At 45.5% G+C, this 12,204-nt stretch carries 11 protein-coding genes; 2 read left to right on the forward strand and 9 right to left on the reverse strand.

The genetic code is table 11. From position 1 onward, the window contains the following. Positions 1–119: 119 nt before the first annotated feature. Positions 120–1,178: a dipeptidase gene (locus tag G3W54_RS15110; protein ID WP_162654105.1), complete on the forward strand. Its 1,059-nt coding sequence runs from the start codon at positions 120–122 to the stop codon at positions 1,176–1,178. Between the two features lie 98 nt (positions 1,179–1,276). Next, positions 1,277–2,563, forward strand: a complete 1,287-nt coding sequence (locus G3W54_RS15115; protein ID WP_162654106.1) for an O-acetylhomoserine aminocarboxypropyltransferase/cysteine synthase family protein — start codon at positions 1,277–1,279, stop codon at positions 2,561–2,563. 41 nt (positions 2,564–2,604) lie between these two features. Here G3W54_RS15115 and iolG read toward each other — a convergent pair whose 3' ends face one another. The 9 genes from iolG to G3W54_RS15160 all read right to left on the reverse strand — a co-directional run bounded on the left by iolG (position 2,605) and on the right by G3W54_RS15160 (position 12,196). Continuing rightward, complete coding sequence (gene iolG, locus G3W54_RS15120; RefSeq protein WP_162654107.1) at positions 2,605–3,612, reverse strand: inositol 2-dehydrogenase; 1,008 nt, start codon at positions 3,610–3,612, stop codon at positions 2,605–2,607. Positions 3,613–3,628: 16 nt separating this feature from the next. Continuing rightward, complete coding sequence (locus tag G3W54_RS15125) at positions 3,629–4,456, reverse strand: class II fructose-bisphosphate aldolase (RefSeq protein ID WP_162654108.1); 828 nt, start codon at positions 4,454–4,456, stop codon at positions 3,629–3,631. Further along, entirely contained in the window at positions 4,453–5,295 is an 843-nt protein-coding gene (locus G3W54_RS15130) for a 5-deoxy-glucuronate isomerase (RefSeq protein WP_162654109.1), read from the reverse strand. Before G3W54_RS15130 ends, G3W54_RS15125 begins: the two co-directional genes overlap by 4 nt. A 28-nt stretch (positions 5,296–5,323) precedes the next feature. Further along, positions 5,324–6,364, reverse strand: a complete 1,041-nt coding sequence (gene iolC, locus G3W54_RS15135; protein ID WP_244627950.1) for a 5-dehydro-2-deoxygluconokinase — start codon at positions 6,362–6,364, stop codon at positions 5,324–5,326. After that, the gene (iolD, locus tag G3W54_RS15140) at positions 6,318–8,180 is read right to left on the reverse strand and encodes a 3D-(3,5/4)-trihydroxycyclohexane-1,2-dione acylhydrolase (decyclizing) (protein ID WP_162654110.1); all 1,863 of its coding nucleotides are present in this window, start codon (positions 8,178–8,180) and stop codon (positions 6,318–6,320) included. The genes iolC and iolD overlap by 47 nt, the downstream gene beginning before the upstream one ends. 225 nt (positions 8,181–8,405) lie before the next feature. Next, the gene (locus G3W54_RS15145; RefSeq protein ID WP_162654111.1) at positions 8,406–9,182 is read right to left on the reverse strand and encodes an ATP-binding cassette domain-containing protein; all 777 of its coding nucleotides are present in this window, start codon (positions 9,180–9,182) and stop codon (positions 8,406–8,408) included. 16 nt (positions 9,183–9,198) lie between these two features. Continuing rightward, positions 9,199–10,272, reverse strand: a complete 1,074-nt coding sequence (locus G3W54_RS15150) for an ABC transporter permease (protein WP_162654112.1) — start codon at positions 10,270–10,272, stop codon at positions 9,199–9,201. Positions 10,273–10,354: 82 nt separating this feature from the next. After that, entirely contained in the window at positions 10,355–11,293 is a 939-nt protein-coding gene (locus tag G3W54_RS15155; protein ID WP_162654113.1) for a substrate-binding domain-containing protein, read from the reverse strand. 84 nt (positions 11,294–11,377) lie between these two features. Beyond that, positions 11,378–12,196, reverse strand: a complete 819-nt coding sequence (locus G3W54_RS15160; RefSeq protein WP_162654114.1) for a TIM barrel protein — start codon at positions 12,194–12,196, stop codon at positions 11,378–11,380. Between the last annotated feature and the right edge of the window lie 8 nt (positions 12,197–12,204).

Genomic DNA, 12,204 nt, shown 5'->3' on the forward strand with positions numbered 1-12,204 from the left:
GGTTTTTATATTCAGCATGTTATAACGCATTGATCTTTAACAACTATATCCTTTTGACAGATATTAATTTCAATATTACACAAGTATACTTAACTTGGCATGACATTTTAGGAACCCACATGACAAACTGTCACAAGCCGTTAATCTTCGACGGGCACAATGATGTATTATTCTGCCTTTTTGAAATGAATACGCGTGATGCTGCAATAGCATTTACAAGTGGTCGCAACGGCCACATTGATTTAGCAAAATCAAAGATTGGCGGCTTTGGAGGCGGCTTTTTTGCCATCTATGTTCCCTCACCCGGGGACCTTTACGATGCACTTTCGATGATGCAGAATCCACCCTACGATCTTCCATTACCGAGCCCTACACCGCACAAAGATGCACTTCAGACTGCCATGCACCAATTAGCATTGCTCACTGAACTGGAACGACAGGGTGCGCTCAAAATTTGCACACATACGTCCGAAATCAGAGCATGCTTGGAAGGCGGGACTATTGCAGCGGTTGTACATATGGAAGGCGCTGAGGCGATTGATGAAGATCTGTATGCACTGGATGTTTTCCACCGCGCAGGTCTACGTTCTTTGGGCCCTGTGTGGAGCCGACCGACAATTTTTGGCCACGGGGTACCCTTTCGTTACCCAAGCACGGGTGACATTGGTCCCGGCCTAACTGAAGCAGGTATACGTCTCGTAAAGGCATGCGATAAACGTAGCATCATGCTTGATGTGTCACATCTCAACGAAGCTGGTTTCTGGGATATTGCGAAACATAGTTCTAAACCCATTGTTGCGACCCATTCGAATGCATATGCTCTGTGCCCTCATTCTCGTAATTTGACCGATAAACAGTTAGATGCGATCAAGGAGAGCAAAGGTATGGTCGGTCTGAACTTTGCGGTTGCCTTTACCCGCCCGGACGGTTCTATGGATGTTGATACGCCAATTGAAAGCCTAATCACTCAGCTTGACTATCTTATTACAAAACTTGGCGAAGACCATGTCGGTCTAGGCTCGGATTTTGATGGCGCGCACATACCCGACGCAATTAAAGACGTTAGCGACTTACCGGTTCTTCGAAAAGCCATGAAAGCACATGGTTTTAATGATGAATTGATGACAAAACTTTGCCATGAGAATTGGATTTGTTTACTCGATCGCGTTTGGGAATAATATTCTTGAATGATGAATGCCTGTAAAATGTTTGTCGCTGGACAAGCTCGGGTTTAGTACACTAAAATCATTATATAAATTAATTGAGGGAGTATCGCATGAGCGACGAACGCCAACAGGGCTTTGACACACTACAAATCCACGCAGGTGCTGAACCTGATCCTGCTACAGGAGCACGCAATCCACCTATCTACCAATCGACAGCTTTTGTATTCAAAGATGCGGAACATGCCGCTAATCTTTTTGCACTTAAAGAAGTTGGCTACATCTATTCGCGCCTGACAAACCCAACCGTGGGTGCATTACAGTCACGTCTGGCAGCCTTAGAAGGTGGCGCTGGCGCTGTTTGTTGCTCATCAGGTCATGCAGCGCAAATCATGGCCATTTTCCCTTTAATGGGTCCTGGTAAGAACATCGTAGCTTCAAATCGCCTTTATGGTGGCTCTGTTACTCAACTTGGGCGCACGATCTCACGCTTTGGCTGGAATACCAAGTTTGTTGATTTTGATGACCCTAAAGCAATTGCAGATGCAATTGATGATGATACCCGCGCAGTATATTGCGAAAGCATCGCCAATCCCGGTGGTCATATTGCAGATCTTCGGGCTATTGCCGATGTTGCGGATGCTGCTGGCCTTCCGCTAATCGTAGATAACACAACAGCAACGCCTTATCTTTGCAATCCAATAGAGCATGGCGCAACTTTGGTCACGCATTCCACAACCAAATACCTGACAGGCAATGGTTCTGTAACTGGTGGTGCGGTGATTGATAGTGGTAAATTTGACTGGTCCGCATCAGATAAATTTCCATCACTTTCAGCACCCGAGCCAGCATATCACGGCCTTAAATTCCATGAGGCGCTTGGTCCGATGGCATTTACATTCCATTCAATCGCGATTGGCCTTCGCGATCTTGGTATGACAATGAACCCGCAAGCAGCACACTACACGTTGATGGGCGTTGAAACACTATCATTACGTATGGAAAAACATGTCGCAAATGCGGAGAAAATTGCTGGCTGGCTTGAAGGTCATGACGCGGTTGAAGCTGTTACCTACGCAGGTCTTAAATCATCACCATCTTATGATCGCATTGCCACCTATTGTCCTAAAGGTGCAAGTTCGCTGTTTACAGTCGCGCTTGAATCCGGACACGATGGCTGTGTTAAACTCGTCGATAATCTGAAACTATTCAGCCATGTCGCCAATTTGGGTGATGCACGTTCGCTGGTTATTCACCCAGCATCAACAACACATAGCCAATTGACAGACGAGCAAAAAGTTGCAGCAGGCGCTGCACCTAACATTGTGCGCTTTTCAATTGGCATTGAAGATGCGGATGATTTGATCGCTGATTTGGATCAAGCTTTAAACAACCTATAAAAGTTAAAATGGCCTGAAATCAATTGAATTCAGGCCATTTTCTAATCTATTTTACGTTTATATTGAACCAATACGGGACGTTGTTCTTCGAGAGATAAGGCTGCGGCATCCGCAAGTTGCTGCGCTTTTAAACCATCCTCACCGCTTGGTTGAGGCGACTTTCCTGAATTCACAGCATCGACAAAATGAATCATTTCATTTCTGTATGCGTCCGCATAGCGTTCCAGGAAGAAATTTTGAACCACCGATGTATGGAAGCCATCAGCATTAGCCAGTTCCACAGTGTTTTCATGCACATTATGTCCGCGCAGCATACCCTTTGAACCATGCACTTCAATCCGCTGATCATATCCATAAGATGCACGACGAGACACGGTAATGGAGCAAATCTTACCGCTCGCGGTTTTTAGGGTTGCACTCGCAGTATCAATATCACCCGCTTTGCCAATATCTGGATCAACCAGACATGAGCCTGTGGCATAGATTTCTGTGGGGTCTTCACCCAATAGAAACCGTGCCATATCCAAATCATGGATCATCATATCGCGAAATATACCACCGGAAGATTTGATATAACTGACTGGTGGAGGCGATGGGTCACGAGACATGATGGTCATCATCTCAACATCCCCTACGGCACCGTTGCGCAATTGATTTTCTAAAAGTGCAAAATTTGGATCAAAACGACGATTGAAAGCCGTCATGAAAGGCACCTTTGCCTCATCAACAACTGCCAAACATTCACGAATTCTGTCCGTTGATAGATCGACAGGCTTCTCACAGAAGATCGCTTTTCCAGCTTTCGCGGCCGCTTGAATAATGTCAAAATGCGTATCTGTTGGTGTACCGATTATGACTGCATCAACCTCAGAACTGGCTATAATTTCGTCCGTCGTCATAACCTTTGCGCCATGTTCATCGGCAAGTTTTTGTGCAGCCTCATCAAAATAATCTGACACTGCAACAGCTTGTGCAGTAGCTAGATGTTTGAGCGTTCGACCATGAACCTGGCCAATACGGCCTGCCCCCAATATTCCAATTCTTAGCATGACATGCCTCTTGTTCTTATCCGCGAAATGCCTGCAAAACTGTTTTAGCAGCTTGCATAACAGGATCATGAGTCTCTTTTAAAATGCTCACACGATCAAATCTTTCATCGTCTTTATTAACAGCATCTCGAAGAGCTGATCCAAATGCCATCCGTAGTTCAGTACCGATATTAAATTTGCAGATTGATGATGTTCTTGCCAATAATTTACGTTGTTCAACCGGCACCCCGGAACCACCATGTATGACCAGCGGAACTTCGGTGACCTGATCAATGGCTTTGATGCGATCAAGATCAAGGCCACCCTCTTTATCTTGTTGTAGATGAACATTACCGACAGAGATTGCCATCGCGTCGACGTTTGCTTCCTTAGCAAATTTTGCGGCCTCCTCAGGGTCTGTTCCCGCAGAAGCTTCACCATCTGCATAACCGACAAACCCGATTTCACCTTCGCAGGAAATACCTGCAGCATGCGCCATATCGGCAATTTTGGCGGTTTCATCAATGTTTTGATTAAGCGGCTTGCGTGAACCATCAAACATCAATGATGTGAAACCGGAATCAAGCGCGATCTTACAATCTTCAAATGTATAACCATGATCCAAATGTGCGACGACCGGCACGCTTGCATTTTCTGCCAAATGACGGAACATCTTACCCAGAACAGGCAAAGGAGTATGTTCACGACACCCCGGGCCTGCCTGCAAAATCACAGGCGAGTTTATTGCTTCTGCGGCAGCAACATAGGCCCGCATATCTTCCCATCCAAGACAAACAAGCCCACCCACGGCATAACCTTCTCTAAGAGCAGGTTGCAGGACATCTTTTAATGTAACTAGGCTCATTTGAATTTAGCAATCATATCCATGATGCCCGGAATAGTGTGCAGCTGAGCTGCATGTGTTGGTTGGAAATATTGCACAAGAGAACGCTGGCTCAAGCCACCAAGAATTGTGAAATAATACATCTCATAACCCGGCAATACGGCACAAGGGTGATATCCCTTATCCAAACAAATCGTCGATCCATCTACAATGTGATAGGCATCGCCGGGTTTATTATCCTCGCGCTGTAACATCTGTACCCCAGAACCATAGTTTGGACGGAAGCGGAAATTATATGTCTCATCATGGCGGGTCTCATCCGGCAAACGATCCGTATCATGCTTATGAGATGGAAACCCAGACCAACCACCTTGACCAACCGTATAAAGTTCACTGACCAACAAGCGCCCGACTTTATCAGCTTGCTTCTGGCCTAAAATATGTTTGATTTTCCGGTGTGTCTTTGTGTCATCCGAGCCATATTGAACTAGATCAAGCTCATCTTTACGAACAGCAAAAGCATCCAGAACTTTGTCATATTTTGCACCAGCAACAAAGATTTCTGCCTCATCAGAAGTACATACGAATTCAGTTTTCGCAGCTGACGGAACATAAACACCTTCCGGTTCGCCGTCCCAAACATCAACACCACGTCCACCCAGGCCATCTACTTTGAAACCTTCAACATTAACATCAATACTACCGGTCGCAGGAACAATGCATGTCTCATACCCCGGAACGGCATATTCGAATGCATCACCTTTCTTCAATTTCACAATGTTGAAATAGTTCAACGGCACCAATGAATCATCGACATCAACAATCGGATTGTTTTTGTTTTCAAATGGAGGGATATGCATGTTGTGTCCTTTATTTTATTGCCAAACGTTAGGGCTTCGATGGTCCTGGATGAGTTGACAAAAATTCTTCTAGTTGTTCATTGTTTGGCATGGCGGGTGCGCAACCGGGTTTTCCAACAACGACGGCGGCACATGCTGAACCGCGTAAAATCCCGGAACGTAAGTCATGACCATCAGCGATAGATGACATCAACCCTGCCATAAAACTATCGCCAGCTCCTGTCGGCTTTAATGCTTCAACGCGGTAAATTCCTGTTTCGATCTTTTCATCAGCGGCAAAAGTAATGGCACCCTTTTCACCCATTTTATAGATAACGATTGAAGCGGATGTCTCGGCAAGTTCTCTTGCCTTTGCAAGACCTTTTTCGATCCCGCCAGCCATAAAGCCAAATTCTTCATCATTACCTACAATGACATCGCTTTGAGCGCCAGCACGAGATAATACATCTGCTGCGACTTCCGCAGACGGCCAAGAATATGGACGATAATCGACATCAAAAATAACTGGAAGACCCGCTTCTTTTGCTAGTTCGAACGCTCGAAATGCAGCGCTACGAGAGGGCTCTGCGGCAAATACAGTGCCAGCAGTAATCAGTGCGCCAAACTTGGAATAGTCAACTTTCTCCACATCTTCCAATGTCATCTCAAAATCAGCCGCACCATTTCGATAGATAACGGATTGATGGTCTTCAACGCGACTTTCATATAGTGCAAGTGAATTACGAAACTCCCCGCCAATAGAACGAACATATTCGCGAGACACGCCATAATGGTCTAGGCGGTTTAGACAAAATCTACCAACACTATCATCCGACACTGTTGTTACGAGCGACGCCTTACCACCAAACTTGCAAATGCCTGCCGCGATATTTGCTGATGAACCGCCTAGATCACTTTTGAAATCTGTGGCCTCCTCGGTCTTCGTGCCTGCTGGATGGGGAAATAAATCCATCCCAGCGCGCCCGACAACTACGAAATTATTTTTCTTTATTCCTGCGATAACAGTATCAATATTCACGTTCTTAGATCCCATTACGCTGGCGCTTACGACCATCTTCCCATTCGACATGTGCTTCTCGCACTTTATCGCTTGTTGTTACATGAGGTGTGCCAACCTCCCACCATGTATGGCCTTCTGTCGTCCAACCCTCATAGGCATCGACATCCATGACAATCACTGTGGTATTTGTGGCCGCTTTTGCACGCTTGAATGCTTCGGCAAATTCGGACGGATTTTGCACGCGTTCTGCATTCGCGCCAAGTGCTTGCGCATGTGCCTGGAAATCTACACGAGCCTGATTTATGGCCGTTGGCGTATCTTCAATGAGATTATTAAAGCTCTCATTGCCAGAGTTATTCTGTAGCTTATTGATAACGGCGAACCCACCATTATCCAGCACACAGATAATCATCTTCTTCTGCGTTAGAACCGCCGAATAGATGTCTGAATTCATGAGAAGGTATGAGCCATCGCCACAGAATATGATTGTATCCTGCTCTGGCTCATTTTCTGATTGGGCAATACGTGCGCCCCAGCCACCCGCTATCTCATAGCCCATGCAAGAAAAGCCAAACTCAACATCTACCGTACCAATATCAAGTGTTCGCCAATTGGCTGTTACTTCCGCTGGCAGACCACCTGCTGCTGCAACAACGCGATCCCTTGGATCACACAACTCATTAACAACGCCGATTGCTTGCGCATAGGAATTTGGTCGATTTCCTGGGCGAACATTATCTGCAACATAGCTTGACCATTTTGCACGTTCCTCTATCGCAATGCTGGTCCATTCTGCGGGCGCTTTGTGAGAAGCTAGCGCATCCCAAACTTTGCAAATACTTATCTTCGCATCACCAACAACTGGTAATGATCTGTGCTTGCCTGCATCATGACGGCCAGCATTTATTGATACGATCTGTGCATCTTTTGCAAAAGCTGTCCATGAACCCGTCGTAAAATCCTGCAAACGACAACCAATGGAGATAATTACATCAGCCTTTTCAGCCACAAAATTTGCACTATCTGATCCTGTCACGCCAATCGGCCCGATATTCAGATCATGACTATCGAGCAAGTTTGCCCGACCCGCTATTGTTTCAACCACCGGAATTTGAGTGGCTTCTGCAAACGCCGTTAGCTCTTTAACGGCGCGAGAATATTGAACACCACCACCTGCAATAATAATCGGCCGTTTTGCTGCTTTAATAGCTGCGGCAGCATTTGCTACTTCATTTTCATCGGGCGTTACGCGGCGAATAAAATGCATTTTCTCTTCAAACATTTCTATCGGATAATCATAGGTCCAACCCTGAATATCCTGCGGAAGGCCAATGAAGGCTGGGCCGCAATCAGCAGGATCAAGCATGGTATTAATCGCAGCAGGAAGAGATTGAATAATTTGTGCAGGGTGCGTAATGCGATCCCAATAACGTGAGACAGCTTTGAATGCATCATTGACGCCCAGTGTAGGATCACCAAAATGTTCAAGTTGTTGTAGTACCGGATCAGGCAGACGAGTTTGAAATGCATCCCCACACAACATCAACACAGGCAATCTATTTGCATGAGCTAGTGCGGCGGATGTTAAAAGGTTTGCTGTTCCCGGACCTGCAGAAGCTGTACAAAACATGAAACGTTGACGCAGATGGTACTTTGCATAGGCAGCAGCGGCAAACCCCATTCCTTGCTCATTTTGACCACGATAAAGGGGCAAAGCATCCTGATTATCATAAAGAGCTTCGCCAAGACATGTCACGTTACCATGACCAAATATGCCGAAGCCACCACCACACAGGCGCTTTTTAACACCATCAATTTCAATAAACTGATTGGCGAGAAACCGCACGATTGCCTGTGCTGTTGTCAATTTAATTGTCTTATTCATTTACTTTACTCTAAATTATCTTGATCATCGTTCAATTTTTTGAGCGTCGCTTGATCGAAAAAAAGCATCCATAAAGCGACAGAACCTAGCCCACCGAAAACAACTGCCCAAAATATGTTTTGATTTAAGAAATCAAACAACGCCATCCCCAAACAAAGGATTACGACGACCCACCTCCGCCAAGTGGGTCTGAAAAATGGATGGGAAAAATCAAGCATGCTCGTACTACGCTGCACCTTCGAATTCAGCACCGGTTTTAACACCCGTGATGTAGGCAACAACATCTTGTCCGTCCGTATCTTCTTTTCTCAAATTCGCCACAATACGTCCGCGACGAAACACAACAATCCGGTCGACCAAGTCAAATACCTGACGCATATTATGACTCACCAGAATCAGTGGTTCACCTTGCTCTTTAAGCGTACGGATAATATTCTCAACTTGCGCAGTTTCCTGCACACCAAGAGCCGCAGTTGGCTCATCCATGATTGTGAGCTTGGATGCAAACGTCGCTGTTCGTGCAATAGCAACACATTGGCGCTGCCCGCCCGACATGTTTTGTATCGTATTCCGAATATTTGGAATTTTAACACCGGTTTTAACTAGGCCTTTCATAGTTGCATCTCGCATTGCCTTGTAATCAAGTCTGCGAAATGGGCCAAGCCAATTCCATTTAGTCAATTCACGGCCCAAAAACAAATTGTCTGGAACATCTAGATCATCGGCCAGAGCCAAGGTTTGGAACACTGTTTCGATGCCTGCCTCGCGCGCTTCCAACGGTCCAGCAAAGCTTACTTCTTCACCATACAGGCTAACTTTACCGCTTGTCCGCTGTTCAACGCCAGTTATTTGGCGAACAAAAGTTGATTTACCCGCACCATTGTCACCCATAATGGCAACATGCTCGCCCTTCTTCAGCTCAAAATTAGCATTATTTAAAGCATGAACACCACCATAATGCTTGGTTAGGTCTTCGGTCTTCAGAACAATATCGTTGCTCATATTCTAGTCTCCTAACTTATGCCCGGTTGCGTTGACGATATTGATCGAGAATAACGGCTGCTATAATAATACTGCCCATGGCCATTAGCTGATACGATCCGTCTAGCTTAACAAAGGTAAATCCAGATCGGATAACACCAAGGACCATCGCACCTAGAACGGTACCGATAATCGACCCTCGCCCTCCTGTTAGACTGATGCCACCAATAACAGCCATTGCAATCGCAAATAGCTCGTAAAATTCGCCCATACCAGCCTGCGCTGTTGATGCTTTAGCGCTTAAGACGATACCAGCAAATGCCGCAAGCATTGAAGCAATCATATAGACCATGACTTTGTGACGTTTCACATTTATGCCGGACATCCGAGCGGCTTCTTCATTCGAACCAATTGCATAAGTGTGTTTTCCGTAGACGGTATATTTCATGATCACATGGAATATGATCGCCAGTGAAAGGAACCAAACAACTGGCATCATGCCAGAACCGAGAAATTTATATTCCTCTGTCGGAAACGATATCGGGTTGCCAGAAGACCACCAAAGCGCGACACCGCGGCAGACAAGGAACATTCCAAGTGTTGCGATAAATGGAGGAATACGTAAAAATGCAATAAAGGTGCCATTAATGGCGCCAATAAATGCACCAAACGCTAACCCGATGATAACTGGTAAAATCACGGGTAAATCCATTGCCCACGTTCCGAACAATGCTTTAGGATTAGGGTTGCCATTCACCAATTCAGTTTGTGCAAAACTCATCGCTATCATCGCAGTTGCAGCAACAAGCGGTCCTGAACTAAGGTCAATTCCGGCGGTAATAATGACTTGCGTCACGCCAAGCGCAATAATTCCGATGATCGCGACTTGCAAGATAATGATCTTTAAACGCGCTTCATTAAAGATACTGTCAAAACGATCTCTTGAATCAAAAAGAAAACTCTGATCATTCATATAAGGCAAAACCTGCCCTAAAACCTCAAAGATCACAATGATAATGATCAAGGCAAAAAAGATGTTAAATTCGTTCGGCCAAGACTTTTTTGTCTTATCAAATGTTAGCCCGCCTATGCCATCGCTATTATCTGTCATGGATGAGGCACCCCCTACACTTTAATTGTGAAAAACGAGACGGCATCTCCGCGCCGTCTCGAATATTATAATTTAACCCAACTTAGTTCTTGCTAAGGAAGTCACCCATATTAGCCGGAGTTACCAACTTGAATGGGATATAGACTTTTTGGTCAACTTTTTCGCCAGCGATCAGCTTAAGCACGGCATCAATTGAACCCGTTCCCTGACCCACAGAATCCTGAAATACTGTGACATCATAGTCGCCTGCACCCATCACTACCAAAGCGTCCTGGCTAGCATCAACACCACCAACTTGGACATCAGCCATGTCTGTGCCAGCAGCTTTCATCGCTTGAATTGCACCAATGGCCATTTCGTCATTGTTAGCCAAAACAAAGTCAAATGGCTCACCAGATGACATCCAGTTTGTCATAAGATCCTGAGCTTCATCACGTGACCAGTTTGCTGGTTGCTCATCAATGATTGTCATGAAGCTACACATGTCCATGCCAATAACATCATGAACGTCTTTTGAGCGCTGAACAGCCGCCTGGTTCGACAACTGACCATTCATCAAATAACCACGGGCACCACCAGCTTTACCAGCTGCACGAAGGTTTTTACAGACCTCAAACGCCGACAATGTACCAGATTCAATTTCGTTAGAAGCAACAAAAGCTTGAGTTGGCGGCAATTCGTTTACATTATCTGGTTCGCGGTTAACAAAAACCAACGGTGTGTCACCAGCAGCTTCTGTAATGGCTGCACCAGCAGATGTATCAACGATGTTCACGATAATTCCGTCAACACCATTCGCAACAAAGTTTTTCACCTGGTCAATTTGTTTGGCTAGATCATCCGATGCATCTTCCTGCTGATATGTCAGACCATCAACTGTCTCTGCATACTCGACCATGCCATTACGCAAAACTGTCAACCAGTTATCATCAAACCTGGAAAACGTTGCGCCGATTTCCGCTGCCATCACAGTTGTGGACATAAGCGCAGATAAAGCGACTGTCATAAGTGTTTTTTTCATATTACCTTCTCCCAAATTGGCGACCGGCTCGCCGAACTAAATCTGCCGGTTGTCCCGAAGGACAAGTTAAATCATCAAAGTCGGTTACGCAGCGCGCAAAACCAATTGATCTTCGATGAACTTTATTGACCGTTCAAGCTCGGCTTTCGGGTCGTTCGCATTTTGAACGGTCGGTGAGAACGGTTCAAATGAGACCGGGCCGATGTAACCAGCGGCCTGTAATTCCTGTAACTGCTCGATATTGCCAAGACGGTCTTCAGGCCCGACTAGCACTCGGTCAGCATCTTTCATATCAACGAATTTAGTATTCTGATCTTCAACACCTGAGATGTGGACAAGACCAGTATGGTGTGCAAAAACTTGTGTTTCACCTGATAGCGTATGATGAAACGTGTCATGAATGATTTTAAAGTGATCTTCAAAGCCAAGCTCTTCAACAACCTCGACAACGTCTGCCTTAAAACGAATTGATGCAGTCTCAAACCCCAACGGCTCGATAAATCCTTGCATATCAGCATCGCGCAGAAGAGGTTGCAACTCTTGCAGAATCCCCGTTAAATTTCGTTTTCGCTCGACTGCTGATGAGGCAAAACCATCATTACGAGGGATAAAGCTAACAGCTTTACTACCCATCTCCGCAGACATAGAAATAAGCGCTTTTGCCTCTTCAAATTTTTGCTGGCTAAAATCATCAAATGCGCCAACTTCGGAAACTGCAAAAATACCCAATTGATTTTCATTCGCTGATCGCGTGACTTTACGCGCAAATTTTTTGGTGAATTTTTCGTGAGAGGTATCTTCTCTGATCTCAACACCGGCACAGCCAAGAGACGACGCCAATGCAAAGAATGCATCTACATCCAAGCCTCGAACCGCCATATGGTTCAAACCAAATAAGATCACAAATTCCT

Source organism: Lentilitoribacter sp. Alg239-R112, assembly GCF_900537175.1.
GTDB lineage: Bacteria > Pseudomonadota > Alphaproteobacteria > Rhizobiales > Rhizobiaceae > Lentilitoribacter.

Excerpts from the sequence above, each read along its gene's own strand:
- G3W54_RS15125 (WP_162654108.1), bottom strand. The coding sequence starts at position 4,456 with ATGAGCCTAGTTACATTAAAAGATGTCCTGCAACCTGCTCTTAGAGAA.
- iolC (WP_244627950.1), bottom strand. The coding sequence starts at position 6,364 with ATGTCGAATGGGAAGATGGTCGTAAGCGCCAGCGTAATGGGATCTAAG.
- G3W54_RS15130 (WP_162654109.1), bottom strand. The coding sequence starts at position 5,295 with ATGCATATCCCTCCATTTGAAAACAAAAACAATCCGATTGTTGATGTC.
- G3W54_RS15110 (WP_162654105.1), top strand. The coding sequence starts at position 120 with ATGACAAACTGTCACAAGCCGTTAATCTTCGACGGGCACAATGATGTA.
- G3W54_RS15155 (WP_162654113.1), bottom strand. The coding sequence starts at position 11,293 with ATGAAAAAAACACTTATGACAGTCGCTTTATCTGCGCTTATGTCCACA.
- iolD (WP_162654110.1), bottom strand. The coding sequence starts at position 8,180 with ATGAATAAGACAATTAAATTGACAACAGCACAGGCAATCGTGCGGTTT.
- iolG (WP_162654107.1), bottom strand. The coding sequence starts at position 3,612 with ATGCTAAGAATTGGAATATTGGGGGCAGGCCGTATTGGCCAGGTTCAT.
- G3W54_RS15150 (WP_162654112.1), bottom strand. The coding sequence starts at position 10,272 with ATGACAGATAATAGCGATGGCATAGGCGGGCTAACATTTGATAAGACA.
- G3W54_RS15145 (WP_162654111.1), bottom strand. The coding sequence starts at position 9,182 with ATGAGCAACGATATTGTTCTGAAGACCGAAGACCTAACCAAGCATTAT.
- G3W54_RS15115 (WP_162654106.1), top strand. The coding sequence starts at position 1,277 with ATGAGCGACGAACGCCAACAGGGCTTTGACACACTACAAATCCACGCA.